15 protein-coding genes are annotated in these 18,646 nt (G+C 52.2%); 9 read left to right on the top strand and 6 right to left on the bottom strand.

Features of this window, described 5'->3' with window-relative positions; genetic code table 11:
• Positions 1-57 precede the first annotated feature (57 nt).
• From rlmKL to rmf, 6 genes are all read left to right on the top strand, one after another.
• Positions 58-2,166, top strand: coding sequence for a bifunctional 23S rRNA (guanine(2069)-N(7))-methyltransferase RlmK/23S rRNA (guanine(2445)-N(2))-methyltransferase RlmL (gene rlmKL / locus O3S68_RS09040; protein ID WP_269231332.1), 2,109 nt, complete (start codon positions 58-60; stop codon positions 2,164-2,166).
• 12 nt (positions 2,167-2,178) lie between these two features.
• Positions 2,179-4,086, top strand: a complete 1,908-nt coding sequence (locus O3S68_RS09035) for an ABC transporter ATP-binding protein (protein WP_269231331.1) — start codon at positions 2,179-2,181, stop codon at positions 4,084-4,086.
• Between the two features lie 11 nt (positions 4,087-4,097).
• Entirely contained in the window at positions 4,098-5,366 is a 1,269-nt protein-coding gene (pqiA, locus tag O3S68_RS09030) for a membrane integrity-associated transporter subunit PqiA (protein WP_269231330.1), read from the top strand.
• The gene (pqiB, locus tag O3S68_RS09025; RefSeq protein WP_269231329.1) at positions 5,356-6,996 is read left to right on the top strand and encodes an intermembrane transport protein PqiB; all 1,641 of its coding nucleotides are present in this window, start codon (positions 5,356-5,358) and stop codon (positions 6,994-6,996) included. Before pqiA ends, pqiB begins: the two co-directional genes overlap by 11 nt.
• Positions 6,993-7,565 carry a membrane integrity-associated transporter subunit PqiC gene (pqiC, locus tag O3S68_RS09020; RefSeq protein WP_269231328.1) on the top strand — a complete coding sequence of 191 codons (573 nt, stop codon included), beginning with the start codon at positions 6,993-6,995 and terminating at the stop codon, positions 7,563-7,565. The genes pqiB and pqiC overlap by 4 nt, the downstream gene beginning before the upstream one ends.
• 253 nt (positions 7,566-7,818) lie before the next feature.
• Positions 7,819-7,986, top strand: a complete 168-nt coding sequence (gene rmf / locus O3S68_RS09015; protein ID WP_017456222.1) for a ribosome modulation factor — start codon at positions 7,819-7,821, stop codon at positions 7,984-7,986.
• Positions 7,987-8,056: 70 nt separating this feature from the next.
• On the opposite strand, the gene fabA is transcribed toward rmf, so the two are convergent.
• Together fabA and O3S68_RS09005 are read right to left on the bottom strand one after the other, a co-directional pair.
• Positions 8,057-8,575: a bifunctional 3-hydroxydecanoyl-ACP dehydratase/trans-2-decenoyl-ACP isomerase gene (gene fabA, locus O3S68_RS09010; protein WP_131411023.1), complete on the bottom strand. Its 519-nt coding sequence runs from the start codon at positions 8,573-8,575 to the stop codon at positions 8,057-8,059.
• Between the two features lie 69 nt (positions 8,576-8,644).
• Complete coding sequence (locus O3S68_RS09005; RefSeq protein WP_269231327.1) at positions 8,645-10,405, bottom strand: Lon protease family protein; 1,761 nt, start codon at positions 10,403-10,405, stop codon at positions 8,645-8,647.
• A gap of 182 nt (positions 10,406-10,587) precedes the next feature.
• Between O3S68_RS09005 and matP the strand changes: the two genes are divergently transcribed.
• Positions 10,588-11,040 (top strand): macrodomain Ter protein MatP, encoded by a 453-nt coding sequence (gene matP, locus O3S68_RS09000; RefSeq protein WP_020457269.1) that lies wholly within the window; start codon positions 10,588-10,590, stop codon positions 11,038-11,040.
• Between the two features lie 75 nt (positions 11,041-11,115).
• On the opposite strand, the gene ompA is transcribed toward matP, so the two are convergent.
• Both ompA and sulA read right to left on the bottom strand, forming a co-directional pair.
• The gene (gene ompA, locus O3S68_RS08995; RefSeq protein ID WP_045506756.1) at positions 11,116-12,165 is read right to left on the bottom strand and encodes a porin OmpA; all 1,050 of its coding nucleotides are present in this window, start codon (positions 12,163-12,165) and stop codon (positions 11,116-11,118) included.
• Positions 12,166-12,532: 367 nt separating this feature from the next.
• A complete protein-coding gene (gene sulA / locus O3S68_RS08990; protein ID WP_020457271.1) occupies positions 12,533-13,042 on the bottom strand; it encodes an SOS-induced cell division inhibitor SulA in 510 nt (169 codons plus the stop codon).
• Between the two features lie 218 nt (positions 13,043-13,260).
• Here sulA and O3S68_RS08985 point away from each other — a divergent pair, with 218 nt between their 5' ends.
• Positions 13,261-13,881 (top strand): TfoX/Sxy family DNA transformation protein, encoded by a 621-nt coding sequence (locus O3S68_RS08985; protein ID WP_269231326.1) that lies wholly within the window; start codon positions 13,261-13,263, stop codon positions 13,879-13,881.
• Here the strand turns inward: O3S68_RS08985 and yccS are convergent.
• Together yccS and O3S68_RS08975 are read right to left on the bottom strand one after the other, a co-directional pair.
• Entirely contained in the window at positions 13,875-16,004 is a 2,130-nt protein-coding gene (gene yccS, locus O3S68_RS08980) for a YccS family putative transporter (protein WP_160270822.1), read from the bottom strand. The genes O3S68_RS08985 and yccS overlap by 7 nt on opposite strands.
• Before the next feature lie 17 nt (positions 16,005-16,021).
• On the bottom strand, positions 16,022-16,468 hold the full coding sequence (locus O3S68_RS08975; protein WP_020457274.1) for a YccF domain-containing protein: 447 nt from the start codon (positions 16,466-16,468) through the stop codon (positions 16,022-16,024).
• 122 nt (positions 16,469-16,590) lie between these two features.
• Between O3S68_RS08975 and helD the strand changes: the two genes are divergently transcribed.
• On the top strand, positions 16,591-18,645 hold the full coding sequence (gene helD, locus O3S68_RS08970) for a DNA helicase IV (protein WP_269231325.1): 2,055 nt from the start codon (positions 16,591-16,593) through the stop codon (positions 18,643-18,645).
• The last annotated feature ends 1 nt before the right edge of the window (position 18,646 follow it).

Genomic DNA, 18,646 nt, shown 5'->3' with positions numbered 1-18,646 from the left:
CATGAACGCCAGATTAGCTATAATGCGCAACAATTTTCGTTGAGTGTAAGTGACATTATGATTTCTCTGTTTGCCAGTACGGCCCGCGGGCTGGAAGAGCTGTTAAAAACTGAACTGGAAAAACTCGGTGCCGTTGAGTGCCGGGTTGTTCAGGGTGGTGTCCATTTTGAAGGGGACACGCGGCTCCTGTACCAGAGCCTGATGTGGAGTCGTCTGGCTTCGCGCATTATGCTGCCGCTTGGGGAGTGCAAGGTTTACAGCGATCTTGATCTCTACCTCGGCGTGCAGGCGATCAACTGGACAGAGATGTTTAATCCGGGCGCAACCTTCGCCGTCCATTTTAGCGGCCTGAACGATGAAATTCGTAACAGCCAGTACGGCGCGCTGAAAGTCAAAGATGCGATCGTCGACAGCTTTACCCGCAAAAACCTGCCGCGTCCGAATGTGGAACGTGAGATGCCGGACCTGCGTATTAACGTCTGGCTGAACCAGGATACGGCAAATATCTCCCTTGATCTGAGCGGTGAAGGTTTGCACCTGCGCGGCTACCGCGATCGCACCGGGATGGCGCCGATCAAAGAAAACCTGGCCGCCGCGATCGTGATGCGTTCTGGCTGGCAGCCAGGCACGCCGCTGCTGGATCCGATGTGCGGCTCCGGGACGCTGCTGATTGAAGCTGCGATGGCGGCGACCGATCGCGCGCCGGGTCTGCACCGCGGCCACTGGGGTTTTGGTGGCTGGGCACAGCACGATGAAGCGCTGTGGCAAGAGGTGAAAGCCGAGGCACAAACGCGCGCGCGTGCGGGGCTGGCGAATTACGCCTCCCATTTTTATGGGTCAGACAGCGACGCGCGCGTTATCGATATCGCCCGTAAAAACGCCCGACGCGCCGGGATTGGCGAGCTGGTGACTTTTGAGGTCAAAGATGTTGCCGAGCTGAGCAACCCGCTGCCAAAAGGCCTGTACGGTACGGTGATCAGTAACCCGCCGTATGGTGAGCGTCTGGAGAGTGAACCGGCGCTGATCGCGCTGCACAGCCTGTTGGGCCGTCTGCTGAAAGCACAATTTGGCGGCTGGAATCTGTCACTGTTTAGTGCCTCGGTTGATCTGCTGAACTGCCTGCAACTGCGTGCTGAGCGCCAGTTCAAAGCGAAAAACGGTCCACTGGATTGCGTGCAGAAAAATTACCATCTGGCGGAAAATACCGGCGAAGCGAAAGCGCCGGCAATGGCGGAAGATTACGCGAATCGCCTGCGCAAGAACGTTAAAAAGCTGGAAAAATGGGCGCGTCAGGAAGGTATCGAATGTTATCGCCTGTACGATGCCGATCTGCCGGATTACAACGTCGCGGTCGATCGCTATGCCGATTGGGTGGTGGTGCAGGAGTATGCCGCACCGAAAACGATTGATGCGCAAAAAGCGCGTCAGCGCCTGTTTGACATCATTGCGGCCACTATTCATGTGTTGGGGATTGCGCCAAACAAGCTGGTGTTGAAAACCCGTGAACGGCAGAAGGGCAACAATCAGTATCAGAAAATGAATGAAAAGGGTGATTTCATGGAAGTGAGCGAATATAACGCTCGCCTGTGGGTCAACCTGACCGATTATCTTGATACCGGTTTGTTCCTCGATCACCGTATCGCGCGCCGTATGCTCGGCCAAATGAGTAAAGGCAAAGATTTCCTGAATCTTTTCTCTTATACCGGCAGCGCCAGTGTGCATGCGGGGCTGGGCGGCGCGCGTTCGACGACAACGGTGGATATGTCACGCACCTATCTGGAGTGGGCCGAGCGCAACCTGCGTCTTAATGGCCTGAGCGGTCGTGCGCATCGCCTGATCCAGGCCGACTGCCTGGCGTGGCTGCGCGATACTGATGAGCAGTTCGACCTGATCTTTATCGATCCGCCGACCTTCTCCAACTCCAAACGTATGGAAGAGTCTTTTGATGTACAGCGCGACCATATGGCGCTGATGCAGGATCTCAAACGCCTGTTGCGTAAGGGCGGCACGATCATGTTTTCCAATAACAAACGCGGTTTCCGTATGGATCTCGACGGGCTGGCGAAACTGGGTCTTAAAGCACAAGAAATCACCCAAAAAACGCAGTCGCAGGATTTTGCCCGCAACCGTCAGATCCACAACTGCTGGCTGATTACCGCAGCCTGAAAGGATAAATAAATGTCATTGATCAGTATGCATGGCGCGTGGCTGTCATTCAGCGATGCGCCGCTTCTCGATAATGCTGAGCTGCATATCGAAGAAATCGAACGCGTGTGCCTTGTTGGGCGTAACGGCGCGGGGAAATCAACGCTGATGAAGATCCTCAACCGGGAAGTTAACCTGGATGATGGTCGCATTGTGTATGAGCAAGATTTGGTGGTGGCACGCCTGCAACAGGATCCGCCGCGTAATGTTACCGGCAGCGTCTACGATTTTGTCGCTGAAGGGATTGAAGAGCAGGCCGAGTATCTCAAGCGCTACCATGAGGTTTCCCACCTGGTGATGAGCGATCCGAGCGATAAAAACCTCGCCGAGTTAGCGCGTGTGCAGGAGATGCTGGATCACCACGGTTTGTGGCAACTGGAAAACCGTATCAATGAAGTGCTGGCGCAGCTTGGGCTGACGGCGGATATGTCGCTCTCCGCCCTTTCCGGCGGCTGGTTGCGTAAGGCAGCGCTGGGGCGCGCGCTGGTGAGCGGTCCGCGTGTGCTGCTGCTCGACGAACCAACCAACCACCTGGATATTGAAACTATCGACTGGCTGGAAGGGTTCCTGAAATCTTTCGGCGGCACCATCATCTTTATCTCTCACGATCGTTCGTTTATTCGCAATATGGCGACGCGTATCGTCGACCTCGATCGCGGCAAGCTGGTTTCCTATCCGGGCAATTACGATCAGTATCTGCTGGAGAAAGAAGAAGCCCTGCGCGTGGAAGAGCTGCAAAATGCGGAGTTTGATCGCAAGCTGGCGCAGGAAGAGGTGTGGATCCGCCAGGGCATCAAGGCGCGTCGTACTCGTAACGAAGGCCGCGTCCGCGCGTTAAAAGCCATGCGCCGCGAGCGCAGTGAACGCCGTGAAGTGATGGGCAGCGCGAAGATGCAGGTGGAAGAGGCCTCCCGCTCCGGCAAGATTGTTTTCGAGATGGAAGACGTCAATTACGGCATCGATGGCAAAGTGCTGGTGCGCAATTTCTCCACGCAGGTGCAGCGCGGCGACAAAATCGCGCTGATCGGACCGAACGGCTGCGGTAAGACTACGCTACTCAAATTGATGCTGGATCAACTCAAAGCCGATAGCGGGCGTGTCCATGTCGGTACCAAACTGGAAGTGGCCTATTTCGATCAGCACCGCGCCGAACTGGACCCGGATAAAACGGTGATGGACAACCTTGCTGAAGGTAAGCAAGAAGTGCTGGTGAACGGCAAGCCGCGCCACATTCTGGGTTACTTGCAGGACTTTCTGTTCCATCCGAAACGGGCGATGACGCCGGTACGTGCGCTCTCTGGCGGGGAACGTAACCGACTGTTGCTGGCGCGTCTGTTCCTGAAACCCAGCAACCTGTTAATTCTCGATGAACCAACCAACGATCTGGATGTTGAAACGCTGGAACTGCTGGAAGAGCTTATCGATGCCTATCAGGGGACGGTTCTGCTGGTGAGCCACGATCGTCAGTTCGTTGATAATACCGTGACCGAATGCTGGATCTTCGAAGGCGACGGCCAGATTGGTCAGTATGTTGGCGGCTATCACGATGCCCGTGGTCAGCAGGCGGCGTCGCAGATGCAAAAACAGGACGCCGCGAAAAAAAGTATGGAAGCGCCGGTAGCCAAAGCAGAAACTGTCAAACGCAACAGTAACAAACTAAGCTATAACCTGCAGCGTGAACTGGAACAATTACCGCAAAAGCTGGAACAACTGGAAGCACAACTTGGGGATTTGCAAGCGCAGGTCGCCGATGCAAGTTTCTTTAGCCAGCCGCACGACCATACGCAGAAAGTCTTAGCCGATATGGCTTCGGCGGAGCAAGCGCTTGAGGAAGCGTTTGAACGCTGGGAGTATCTGGAGGCTCTGAAAAACGGCGCATAAAGGGAGCCTGTATGTGTGAACACCACCACACCACTCGCCACATTCTCTGTTCGCAATGTGACATGCTGGTGGCGTTACCGCCGCTGCAACATGGACAAAAAGCGGTGTGCCCGCGTTGTGGGACAACGCTTGCGACCGAGTGGGACGCGCCGCGGCAGCGTCCCACTGCTTATGCTATCGTCGCGCTGTTTATGTTATTGCTCTCCAACCTTTTTCCCTTCGTAAACATGAAAGTAGCAGGCGTTGCCAGTGAGGTGACGCTGCTGGAAATTCCTGGTGTGATGTTCTCGGAAGATTACGCCAGCCTCGGCACTTTCTTTCTGTTGTTCGTGCAGTTTGTGCCAGCGTTTTGCCTGGTGACGATCCTGCTGTTGGTTAACCGCGTGCGGATGGATTTTCGCCTGAAAATTGGCCTTGCCCGCGTGTTATTCCAGCTTAAAAGTTGGGGAATGGCAGAGATTTTCCTCGCCGGGGTGTTGGTCAGTTTCGTCAAACTGATGGCTTATGGCGATATTGGCATCGGCAGCAGTTTCATTCCCTGGTGCCTGTTCTGTCTGTTGCAACTGCGGGCGTTTCAGTGCGTAGACCGCCACTGGCTGTGGGACGACATTGCGCCAGCGCCAGCTGTTGCGCAGCCGCTGCATGTCGGTGTACCAGGTATCCGCCAGGGGCTGCGGTCCTGCCCATGTTGCACGGCGATAGTGGCGATTGACCAGCCGGTTTGCCCACGTTGCCATACTCATGGCCATGCGCGTCGGCGCAACAGTATTCAGTGGACGCTGGCGCTGCTGATGACCGCCATCATGCTCTATTTACCCGCCAATATTTTGCCCATCATGGTGACCGACCTGTTGGGCGACCGCATGCCGTCGACCATTCTGGCCGGGGTGATTTTGCTGTGGAGCGAGGGGTCGTATCCGGTTGCGTTAGTGATTTTTATCGCCAGCATTATGGTGCCGACGCTGAAAATGATTGGCATCGCCTGGCTGTGTATTGATGCGAAAGGGCACGGAAAGCGCGATTGCGAACGCATGCATTTTATTTATGAAATAGTGGAATTCGTTGGGCGCTGGTCAATGATCGACGTGTTTGTTATTGCCGTACTGTCTGCACTGGTGCGGATGGGGGGGCTGATGAATATTTATCCTGCGATGGGTGCGCTGATGTTTGCGCTGGTCGTTATTATCACGATGTTTGCGGCAATGACTTTCGACCCGCGTCTGAGCTGGGATCGCGAGCCACAAACGCACCATGAGGAGTCGTTAAAGCATGGAGAATAAGAGTGGGGAAGCCAGGGTGCAAAAGGTGAGAAACTGGTCACCGGTGTGGATTTTCCCGATTGTGACGGCACTGATTGGGGCCTGGATCCTTTTCTATCATTACAGCCATCAAGGCCCGGAAGTCACCCTGATCACCAATAACGCCGAAGGAATTGTCGGCGGTAAAACGACGATCAAAAGCCGCAGCGTGGACGTTGGCGTAGTGGAGAGTACGACGCTGACCGATGATCTTACCCATGTTGAAATCAAAGCGCGGCTCAATTCCGGCATGGAAAAGCTCCTGCATAATGATTCGGTATTCTGGGTGGTGAAACCGCAGGTGGGTCGCGAAGGTATCAGCGGGCTTGGTACGCTGCTTTCTGGTGCCTATATCGAACTTCAGCCCGGTGTAAAAGGCAATGCACCGGAGCGCTACAACTTGCTCGATTCGCCGCCGTTGGCACCGCCGGATGCGAAAGGTATCCGGGTGATCCTTGACAGTAATAAAGCGGGGCAATTAACGGCAGGCGATCCGGTGTTGTTCCGTGGCTATCGCGTGGGTTCAGTGGAAACCAGCACCTTTGATACGCAAAAACGGACCATGAGCTATCAGCTCTTTATTAATGCGCCGAACGATCGGCTGGTGACCAGCAATGTGCGTTTCTGGAAAGACAGCGGGATTGCCGTCGATCTCACCTCCGCCGGGATGCGTGTCGAGATGGGGTCGCTGACGACGCTGTTCGGCGGCGGTGTCAGCTTCGATGTGCCGGAAGGCCTGGATTTGGGGCAGCCGGTGGCGGAAAACAGCGCTTTTAAGTTGTATGACGATCAGCGCAGCATTCAGGATTCGCTATACACCGAACATGTTGATTATCTGATGTTCTTTAAAGATTCGATCCGTGGCTTGCAACCCGGCGCGCCGGTTGAGTTCCGCGGCATCCGCCTTGGTACGGTGAGCAAGGTGCCGTTCTTTACGGAAGGTATGCGCCAGGCGCTGAATGATGATTATCGTATTCCGGTTCTGATCCGTATTGAGCCGGAACGTCTGGCGAACCAACTGGGTGAAGATCCGGATTTGAGCGCACATCTGAATGCGCTACTGAAGCGTGGTCTGCGAGGCTCGTTGAAGACCGGTAATATTGTTACCGGCGCGCTGTATGTTGATCTCGATTTTTACAATAATGCCCCGGCGATCAGTGGCATGCACGAGTTCGCTGGCTATCCCATCATTCCGACTATGAGTGGTGGACTGGCGCAGATCCAGCAACGGCTAATGGATACGCTGGATAAAATTAACAATTTACCGTTGAACCCGATGATCCAGCAGGCGACGAGCACGCTATCTGAAAGCCAGCAAACGCTCAAACGTCTGCAAACGACGCTGGATAACCTCAACAAATTGACCGCCAGCCAGTCGATGCAGCAACTGCCTGCAGATATGCAGAGCACACTACGCGAACTTAACCGCAGTATGCAGGGCTTCCAGCCGGGTTCCGCCGCTTACAATAAAATGGTGGCGGATATGCAGCGCCTCGATCAGGTATTGCGTGAACTGCAACCGGTGCTGAAAACGCTCAACGATAAGAGCAACGCGCTGGTATTTGAAGCGAAAGGGAAACCCGATCCGCAGCCGAAGAGGGCAAAAGAATGAAAAAGAGCGCATTAGCGATACTGGCGCTGTTGCTGACAGCCTGCAGTAGCGGCGGTGATAACAAAAGCTACTATCAGCTGCCTTCGCCGTCGCAAGTAAAGGCACAGGCGATGGCCGGGCAAAACCAGGGGAATCGTCAGTTATGGGTAGAACAGGTTTCGGTACCTGATTTTCTCGCGGGGAATGGCGTGGTGTACCAAACCAGCGATGTGCAATACGTCATTGCTACGAACAATTTGTGGGCCAGCCCGCTTGATCAGCAACTGCGTAACACGCTGGTATCCAATCTGAGCAATCAACTGCCTGGCTGGGTGGTCGCATCGCAGCCGTTAGGCAGTGAGCAAGATACGCTAAACGTAACAGTGACCGGTTTTCATGGTCGCTATGATGGGCGAGTGATTGTAAGCGGCGAATGGTTACTTAAACACCAGGGACAACTGATTAAGCGCCCCTTCCATATTGAGCTGAAACAGCAGCAGGATGGCTATGATGAAATGGTGAAAATGCTGGCTCAGGGCTGGCAGCAAGAGGCTGTCAGTATTGCGAATACGCTAAATCGTCTGCCATAAGTAAATCTAAAGTCTGTAAAAACCGCCATAGACAAAATCTATGGCGGTTTTTTTATGTTTCAGTACAAACCATTAGTTGTGCTGGCTCACATTTTTTGTACAAATGAACTTTTGTGTAGCTCACATTTATGACACTGGCGTGAATTTTGCGCATTGACGACGAAGTCTATTCAAGGTATTTGTGACCTGTGGTTGCGCATTAAGTGACCACTGTTTTCTTTTCCACCAGATCAAATAATGAGGGAAACGAGGCATGAAGAGACAAAAACGCGATCGCCTGGAACGGGCACATCAACGTGGTTATCAGGCTGGTATTACCGGGCGTCCGAAGGAAATGTGTCCCTACCAAACCCTGAATCAAAGGTCCGAGTGGTTGGGAGGCTGGCGGGAGGCCATGGAGGACAGGGCAGTCATTGCCTGATTCTGTCTCTTTAAAAAAGAAACCTCCGCATTGCGGAGGTTTCGCCTTTACCGGGGTAGGTAACCCGGTATCAGAAGTTAGACGTATCCTGGAACAGACCTACTTTCAGATCCGCGGCGGTATAGATAACGCGGCCATCAACCAGCACTTCGCCATCTGCCAGACCCATGATCAAACGACGGTTTACAATGCGTTTAAAGTGAATACGGTAAGTCACGGTTTTCGCCGTTGGCAGCACCTGGCCGGTGAATTTCACTTCGCCTACGCCCAGTGCGCGGCCTTTGCCTTCTCCGCCGAGCCAGCCCAGGTAGAAACCAACCAGTTGCCACATTGCATCGAGGCCGAGGCAGCCAGGCATCACCGGATCACCAATGAAATGGCAGCCAAAGAACCACAGATCCGGGTTGATATCCAGCTCAGCTTCAACATAGCCTTTATCGAAGTTACCGCCGGTTTCAGTCATTTTGACCACACGGTCCATCATCAGCATGTTCGGTGCCGGCAATTGCGGGCCTTTTGCGCCAAACAATTCGCCACGACCAGAGGCAAGAAGATCTTCTTTTGTATAGGATTCGCGTTTATCTACCATGTTCTCAGTAAGCCTTATTTGTAATTTCGGACGCAGGATAGCTAACACGTGTACGCTGAACAAGTCCGATCAGTTTCGGATAAACCAGTTCAACCAGCGAAGCGGCCACGGGAAGCGGTGGCGAGCATCCTGTTGTGTTGCCTGCGCGATACGTTCCTGGATGAGTTGCTTAAGGTTGTTTTGCCCTTCGGCATCCCACGGCAAGCCCGTTAATAAGGGTAGCGCATCCATCATGTCATCTACTGCCCAGATGAAAAATTGCTGCGCCTGGATAGCATCCAGAAGTTCCTGCTGCAGGCAGAGATGGCGTACATTTGCCGAGGGAATAATCACCCCTTGCTTGCCAGTGAGCTGGCGCTGCTGACAAATAGTGAAGAAGCCTTCGATTTTTTCATTCAGCCCGCCGACCGGCTGGGAGCGACCAAATTGATCCACCGAGCCTGTGATCGCAATGCTCTGATTAAGCGGAACTTCAGATAGCGCGCTGATTAATGCGCACAGTTCAGCCATTGATGCGCTGTCACCGTCGACTTCGCTGTATGATTGTTCAAAAGTCAGTGAGGCGGAGAAGGGGATCTGTTGTTCCAGCTCCAGTTCCGCCATCAGGAACGCTTGCATGATCATCATGCCTTTGGCGTGGATATTACCGCCCAGCTCAGCTTTGCGTTCAATATCGTTAAACTCGCCATCGCCAACATGTACCACACAACTGATTCGCGAGGGTTCACCAAAGGCACGTGGATGTCCCGGAAACTCGATAACGGACAGTGCATTGATCTGACCGATGCGTTCTCCTTCGGTTTCGATCAGAATTTGCTCAAGCAGGATCTCATCCTGCATGCGCTCCGCCAGGAAGCCTTCACGCCACTCTCGCTGCGCAAGCATTGTCTGGAACTCTTCCCCACTAAAGGTTTCATCAGTGGACATCGCTGCCACTTCTCGCAGTTGCCGAGACAACCACATTGGGCAAAGAGGTAACGTTTCCTGATCGCCGGTGTAGCGGACGGCTTCGCGAATGAGTGTTGTCCATGCATCAGCCGCAGGGGCGGGCAAGTGCGCATCGCGAGCGGTTTGCTCGACCCATTGACGCCATATGGGCATGGTTTCGGCATCAGCAATTTGCAGCGTTTCTTCGTATTCGCTGTAAATGGCCTGCGATGCGAGTTCCGGCTCCATTTCCTGGAAATCCGCGAGTGATTCACGTTCACCCACGAGGATGACTTTCAGATCCATTGGCATGGACGGCACAGTGACCGGCAGAGGGCGCGATTCATCAAAGGAAACCCAGTCAAAACGGCGCTGCGTTACCATCGTTTTCAGGCGCATCCACAGAAGTGGCTGTGCAAGCAGAGTACGTAAGGAAATAACCAGCACTCCACCGTTTGCCTGGTGGACGAGGCCGGGTTGCAACGTGATTTCCTGATTAAACTGGCGAAGGCAGCCGAAAAGTTGTTCTGCTTCTACCCAATCGGCGATCGCGGTGGGTTTGCTGCCGATAAAATTTGCCTGGGCATCAGCCGAAGGTTCGAAGCGAATTGCCGAACCATTGACATGATATTGGCCGCCAGAAAATGGGCGGGCTTCAGGGATGAGCATCTCGGTGGCGCTGGCGATAAGCGCAAGATATTCGGCTTCTTCTGGCGCTTTAGCCAGCAAAAAGCGTGACGTCGCCTGCGGATAGAGCAATTGCTCCAGCGCGTACTGTAATCGGGGTTGCGTATCGGCCAGGGAGAAGTCCGTTTCGCGGGCTAATTCGGACGATTCAAATACTTCCTGATAGCTGCTGGTATCAGGAACCAGGTCGTTCCATTCAAGTTTTGTAATGGTCAAAGTCGTTTTTTTAGTCTGATGTCAAAGGCGCGATTATACCGTAAACGCTCCAACAGCACACATTGATTACACGCTTTCGCGACGCGAACACTATTGGCTTAAACGAGGCCGTGATTTCTTTTCAGCAGAGTTGGAAAAAACTGATATTCTGAACTGAGTTACACGGTCACGTTGAGAGCGCAATGAAATATCAACAACTGGAAAATCTCGAAAGCGGCTGGAAATGGAAGTATCTTGTAAAAAAGCATCGTGAAGGGGAATTAATCACGCGCTACATAGAAGCCAGTGCCGCTAAAGATGCGGTCGATTTATTGTTGACACTCGAAAATGAACCCGTACAGGTCAACGACTGGATTGTGCAGCATATCAATCCGTCATTGATTAACCGGATGAAGCAAACTATTCGCGCCCGCCGCAAGCGGCATTTTAATGCCGAACATCAGCATACGCGTAAAAAATCGATCGACCTGGAATTTGTGGTCTGGCAGCGTCTGGCTGGGTTAGCGCAGCGCAGGGGGAAAACGCTTTCTGAAACGATTGTGCAGTTGATCGAAGATGCCGAGCACAAGGAAAAGTATGCATCACAGATGTCTACGCTGAAACATGACCTGCAGGCATTACTTGGGAAAGAATAGGTGCGAATTATTCCTGCCTGTTATTTCAGGCAATAAAAAACCCCGCTAATGAGCGGGGTTTTTTTAGACGGGAACTTAAGCCTGCGGCTGAGTTACAACGTCTTTGCTACCTTTAACTTCGATCTCTACGCGACGATCCGGTGCCAGGCAGTCGATCAGCGCTGCACGCGGTTTCACGTTGTCACAGGTGCTGCCGGTAACCGGGTTGGATTTACCCATGCCACGTGCGGAGATTTTGTTAGCCGGGATACCTTTAGAAACCAGGTAATCAACTACGGACTGTGCACGTTTCTCAGACAGGCTCTGGTTGTAAGCGTCAGAACCGATACGGTCAGTGAAGCCCAGAACCACTACGGAACCGTCTTTAGGATCCAGATTGCTCAGCTGACCATACAGCTGATCCAGCGCCTGCTGACCTTCCGGTTTCAGCGTCGCTTTGTTGAAGTTGAACAGAACGTCAGACTTCAGAGTGAAGTGTTTGGTCTGCACTTCCGGAGCCGGAGCCGGAGCCGGAGCAGCTACTACCGGAGCAGCGTCTTCCTGCTGGCCGAAGCGGTAGGAAACACCTACGCTCAGCATACCGTTGTCCGGACGAGCACCAACGGTGTTTGCATCACCGATGTTGTTAACCCACTGGTATTCCAGGCGGGTAGCGATGTCACGAGTAACTGCCCACTCAACACCACCAGCGAAGACCGGAGAAACACCGGTATCGTGATCTTTGAAGCCCTGGTTGTTCTGAGCGTCTGCACGCCAAACCATACCACCCAGACGAGTGTACAGGTCCAGATCGTCAGTTACCGGGTAACCCAGTTTAGCAGTCAGTTGAACGCCCTGAGCTTTGAACGCGCCGTTAACGGTGTCGCCTTTGTACGGCATACGACCCAGCCAGTCATAGCCCAGTTCGAAACCTACGTACGGGTTAACCTGGTAGCCACCGAACGCACCAGCACCCAGTTGGCTTTCGTGGGTCGGGCCATCGTTCTGCCATACCGCACCTTTGTCATGATACTGGGACCAACCCAGTTTACCACCTGTATACCAGGTGTTATCTTTCGGAGCGGCCTGCGCTACGGTAGCGAAACCAGCCAGTGCCACTGCAATCGCGATAGCTGTCTTTTTCATTTTTGCGCCTCGTTATCATCCAAAAATCGCCATGGGAATCTCTTTAGAGAAGCCACGGTTAAATCCTTCACCGGGGGCATTGCTCACTGACAACTCTGCAGACATCTTTACCGATATCTTTGGCTTATGCCGAGCACCCCTGGCGATGTAAAGTCTACAACGTAGTTGGAAACTTACAAGTGTGAACTCCGTCAGGCATATGAAAAAAAAGGCTTTGTATACACAATATTTAACACTTCTGATGAATCTTTCACCACGGCTATTTCCGTACAAAGCGCGCGAGACAGGCTTTCGCGCTGTATTTGGACGATAAATTTGAAGCGCTGCTCTTAGGCAAAAAACATCCTAGGAAAACTCTTAAATTTACTCAATGATACAAATTTGAGTGAATTTTTATCCCGGAAAGCTGTCTCGCAGCCAGAGGATCGTGGCGTACAGGTCGCATAACGAAGCCTATCGCATTGCCTTCTTCTGCCGCCATAGCTAATTGGCGATGTTCCTCTGCAGTCAGCTCTTCAGAATGCCAGCCAATAACGACGCTATAGTTACCTGTGCGCAATGCACGAATCATTGAGTCCAGTGTTACGCTTGGAGAAAGCTGGTTCACCTGCATCACCTTGGTGAGGGGTAACCCAGCGGATTGCACCCACTCACGGCTGAGTTTTTGTTGAGGTGTCAACCACAGCTGCCAACGGGATTGTTGCCCGAGTTGCTGCAGTAAAGGCAGTAAAAGAAGCTGCGTCATCCAGGGCTGGTCCTCACGATAGACCATTTCGCTAATCAGCCCGGTAGTGATGCTGGAAGGCTCAACATGATTCAATTTGTTGAGTGTTGAAGCGAGTGTTGTCGAACGATTCGCATAGCCTGAAGTGTACATAATCAATCCAGCCCTGTGGGTTACTGTATGTTTATACAGTAACCGTTGCATGCTCAGAGATCAACCTCATTTTCGGAAACTATCTCGCATTTTTGTTTTGTCCCTGCCGCGTAATGAAAAATTTGCTTGCCGTCTTGCTCACAGTTGCCTATGTTCCTGCGTAGTGGTTTCAGTAATTTAAATCTGGCTTTTACTATGTGATTTATAAGGGAAAAATCATGGAAGACCTATCTTATCAACGGATATATCAGTCGCGCGAATACCTCATGCCTCTCGGCACAATTTGTCACCGCGCTCATTTTGGTGGTTACAGCTTGTCAGTGGATAAAACGGTTTTCGCGATGGTTGCAGAAGGGGAACTTTACCTTCGCGCTTGCGACGAGAGTGCGCAATATACGGTTACGCAAGATGCCCCTTTACTGGTATTCAACAAACGTGGGCGTCAGGTTTCGTTAAATTACTACTTCGTTAGCGAGAGTTTGTGGCGCGATCGTTCGTTACTTCTGCAACTTTCGGCTCTGTCACTTGATGCTGCGCGGCGTGATAAAGATCGGCGCAGTGCCAGAAAACGGTTACGCGATCTGCCTAACCTTACTTTTCAACTTGAAGCTCAACTCCATGAAGCGGGCGTATTGGATGCACATACACTGCGAATGCTCGGGGCAAAAGTTTGTTGGCTTAGATTGAGAAAATCAAACAAGCATCTGAGCGCGAAAGTGCTTCTTGCACTCGAGGGCGCAATTGTTGGGCTTCACGAAGCGGCGTTACCGGCGCCGCGACGCCGGGAACTGATGGAGTGGTTTAACGGCGTAATCAAGAAAGGAGCGAGTCCTTACTGAGTAATTTGGCTTTTCAGACGGCACACTTCAGGCAATAAAGCGATTAGCAGGCCAATCTGTTGCAGTACCAGTGGCTCTTTGCTATCCGGGCGCGGCTCCAGGTGTTTAATGCGTTGGGATAGATCGGCAAGGGTATCCTGAACACGTTTTTGGTCTGCTGGTAGGTGATGTAGAGCATCGTCAACATAGCAGACTGCATCATCAAGTAAACGTAGGATATCCGGCTGGGTGAGCTGCTCACGATGTGCGCCAAGCGCGGAAATATAACTGGTAAAGGTATGATTTAAACATAACAAACGGAACGCGGCATCGCGAAGTTCAGGTGAGGTTCCGGGTTCGGAAGACATATTTGAAACGACCGATGCCAGTTCCGCGTCACGGTTATAAGCGTTACGTCTGGCGATGCGGTAAGCAAGCCGGTTATCGCGTCCCTGATGGTACTGTTCAAGAATGGCATCAAGGTAGCGGCAGTTAGCATCAAAGGCTTGTTCAGTAACGCGGGGCAGGTGTCGAAAACGCCAGTCCGGCCAGATAAAACTCACTGCCGCCCAGGCGATAGCACAACCTATAAGCGTATCAATAATGCGGGGAAGCGCGACTTCAAATCCTTCGCCCAATAAGTTAAAGCACAGTAACACCAGTAAGGTGATGAACATCGTGGCATGCGCGTATTGCACTGTTCGAAATGCGAAAAACAGTACGCCGGTGATGACGATGAGTATCAGTTGCCCTTCGTGTGAGGGAACGAAGTAAAGTACCGGCAAGCCGATCGCAACGCCAATCAGCGTTCCGATTACGCGTAGCGTCAGCCTGTGGCGAGTGGCGTTATAGTTCGGCTGGCAGACAAAGAGACTGGTCAGTAAGATCCAATAACCATGCTGTAGCCCCGTTATTTGGATAAACGCATAACCGATACATAACACCACCGACATGCGTACTGCGTGGCGAAAAAGTGCGGATTCTGGCGTCAAATTATTACGTAACCGCTGCCGCATGTCATTGAAACCACTCAGACTATCATCCGAAAGCTGATTTTCAGTGTCATTTGACAATGAAGGCTGTGGTTGACCAGATTCAATAGTTGCTAACTGAGCGTCAATAGCCCTCAGGTTATCCAGCAGAAAACCAAGTGCTTTCATATGCTCCTGAGGCGTGATGCCATTAGCGCGAAGACGATCAAGCGCCGCGTCAAGGTGGATAAATGCACGTTCGAAGCGAGAATCGTGTTGATACGGAGTGCGAAGCAAAATGGCGCGTGATAACTGAGCGCACGCATGTGACTGCATGGAAAGTAAGCGCTGAAAGCGGAACATCACGTCGCTATAACGAAAGTGTTCGCGCAGTGTTTGATATTGGATATGTGAAGAACTGGCTCGTTCGTGAATATCTTGCGCTGCAAAATAGTAATGCAATGTTTGACGTGTGCCGCGCTGCCCACGATCTCCGCGCAAACGCGTGAGCAACGTGGCTTTGGTTTGATTGAGCGTGTTCACTAACTGGCCATTCGCCAGTGCTAAATCATAGAGCGGCGCCTGGCTATCATCTTCAATATCCGGGTCAAAAAGACGTGATTTTAGTTCAAGGTAATGTGCCAGTTGTTCATAGCAACGCGCCAGGTTGTCTTGTAGGGCGCGAATGGGGAAAACCAGATGTCCAACCAGCGTCAGCAAGTTAAACCAGATTGCACCTGCCAACAGCAGCAGTGGTTGCTGATACCATTGTTCGAAAAGGGAAATTCCCAGCATGGTATAGACCGCAATAAGCAGCGCACCAAAAGCAATGGTAGCGTAACGCTGTCCGAGCCCGCCAAGCAGGATGAAACCAATGGTGGATGTCACAAGACCAAGCGCAAACAACCATGGCCACGGGAAGAGTAACTCCACAGATGCAGACGCAATAAAAAAGCACACCAGCGTAATTATCAGGTTTTTCAGCCGCCCCGTCAGGCGGTCATCCAGATCGGCAAGTGCGGCGGCAACGACGCCAAGCGTTAGCGGGATGGTCAGTTTCACCTCGCCGAGTAGCCAGGGCAGCAAAGCAGTCCCGCAAAGCGCAATAAAAATTCTGACGTTATAGAGCCAGGCACTGTTCCATGTATAACGGCGAAGCAGAGGACTTAACATAATGACAAGCGATCCGATTATTGAAAACGACGGTGCGCATTGGCTTCGCGGGCAGCGCGAGCGGTTTCTACAGATACCACACGACGGCCAACTGGCCACAGTGCAATCGCAGCGATTTTAAAGTTCGCGACGCCAACGGGAATGCCGATGATGGTAAGGCACTGAGCGATACCGGCGGTAATATGCATAATGCATAGCCACCAGCCAAACAGAATAAGCCAGATAATATTCAATAATGTTCCACCTGCATTTAACAGGCTGTTTTTGCTCTGCGGTTCGAGTTCATCAATGTGAATGGCTTCATTTCCCCAGGGGATAAATGAGAGCTTTGTGATTTCCCAGCAAGAGCGCGTCAACGGCAGAGTGATAATGAGCAGGGCGCTGATTATTGTTGCGAGTAGCCATCCGAGTGTTGTGGCGAAACCACCAAGCACAAAATTTAGAATATTCAAAACGGTACGCATAAAACCTCAGTACAAACCGGTCGGTAGAGAATGCCGGTAATTGTAACGATTATTTGGGCTGGAGCGCCAATTCTCTGGCAGGTAAACTGGCAATTATTGTCACAAGTTGAGAACGATAAGTCATGGAACTGAAAGCGACCTCACTGGGAAAACGTCTGGCGCAACACCCGTATGATCGCGCAGTCATTCTGAATGCCGGCATTAAAGTGGCAGGTGACAGACACGAATACCTTATCCCTTTCAATCAGTTGTTAGCGATTGAATGCAAGCGAGGGCTGGTGTGGGGAGAGATGGAATTTCAGCTTGCCGACAACAAAGTAGTTCGTCTTCACGGAACGGAATGGAACGAAACACAGCGTTTTTACCATCTTTTAAATGAGCGCTGGAACCGGTGGAGCGCGGAAATGAGCGAGGTTGCTGCCGGGGTTTTATCGGAGCAACTGGAGCTGATTTCCGGGCGTATTGAGCCAACGAAATGGCTTACCCGTAAGCAGCTTCAGGGGTTACAGCAGCAATTGCAGCAGGCGTTTGCCGCGTTGCCGATTCCGACAAGCCGATTAGCGGAGTTTGATAATTGCCGTGAGCTTTGGCGTCAGTGTCAGTCGTGGCTGACGGACGTTGAGAAGCGCCGGACACAGCACAATCAAACTTATACTGAAACGATGGTTACTCAGTACGCCGCTTTTTTTGAGCACGTTGAAACATCTCCTTTAAACCCGGCGCAGGCGCGGGCCGTGGTCAACGGCGAGCACTCTTTACTTGTGCTTGCTGGCGCGGGGAGTGGAAAAACGTCGGTGCTGGTGGCACGAGCAGGCTGGTTGCTGGCTCGTGGCGAAGCCTCGGCGGATCAAATCCTGCTGCTTGCGTTTGGTCGCAAAGCCGCTCAGGAGATGGATGAGCGTATCCAGCAAAGGCTACATACCGAGGAGATTACTGCGCGCACTTTTCATGCGCTGGCGTTGTATATCATCTCCCAGGGAAGCAAAAAAGTGCCCGCTTTAAGCGAGCTGGAAAATGACACATCGGCTCGGCTGTCCTTGCTAACGGATACCTGGTGCCAGCAGTGCAGTGAAAAGAAAGCACAGGCGAAAGGGTGGCGTCAGTGGCTGGAAGAAGAGATGGAATGGGACGTCCCTGAAGGCAATTTTTGGGAAGATGCAAAATTGCAGCGCCGCATCGCTCCGCGTCTCGATCGTTGGATCGGACTGATGCGTATGCATGGCGGTGCACAGGCTGAGATGATCGCCGGCGCTCCAGATGAAGTTCGTGACCTGTTCAGTAAACGCATTAAATTGATGGCGCCGATTTTAAAAGCGTGGAAAGCAGAGCTAAAGTCTGAAAACGCCGTCGATTTTTCCGGGCTGATTCATCAGGCAATTAATGTGCTTGAAAAAGGGCGTTTTGTTAGCCCATGGAAGCATATTCTGGTCGATGAATTTCAGGATATTTCACCGCAGCGCGCGGCTTTGCTGGCTGCGTTGCGTAAGCAAAACTCACAAACGACGCTATTTGCTGTCGGTGATGATTGGCAGGCAATTTACCGTTTCAGCGGCGCGCAACTTTCCTTAACCACCGCTTTCCATGACTATTTTGGTGAAGGCGATCTCTGCGCACTGGATACGACTTATCGTTTCAATTCACGCATTGGTGAAGTGGCGAATCGCTTTATCCAGCAGAACCCATGGCAGCTTGCAAAGCCATTGAACAGTTTGAAAAGTGGGGATAAAAACGCAGTGACGCTGATGGCGCAGGATCAGCTGGATGCACTTTTAGATAAACTCAGCGGATATGCAACGCCGGAAGACAGGATCCTGGTTCTGGCTCGTTATCACCACGGAAAACCGGCGGTTCTTGATAAAGCCGCCACCCGCTGGCCGAAACTTCAGCTCGATTTTACGACTATCCACGCCAGTAAAGGGCAACAAGCGGACTATGTGATTGTGGTGGGGCTGAAAGAGGGCGCGGATGGTTTTCCTGCTCCGGCGCGGGAATCCATTATGGAGCAAGCCTTGCTGCCGCAGGCGGAAGAGTTCCCTGATGCGGAAGAGCGGCGATTGTTGTACGTCGCATTGACGCGCGCACGCCATCGTGTCTGGCTATTGTTTGATAAAGATGAACCGTCACGCTTTGTCGACACGTTAAAATCGCTGGATGTGCCAGTCGCGCGAAAACCGTGAA

Source organism: Kosakonia sp. SOY2, from assembly GCF_027109175.1.
In the GTDB taxonomy this organism is placed as follows: domain Bacteria; phylum Pseudomonadota; class Gammaproteobacteria; order Enterobacterales; family Enterobacteriaceae; genus Kosakonia.
Note: the sequence above shows the minus strand (reverse complement) of the source record. Positions and strands in the feature narration are given on the sequence as shown.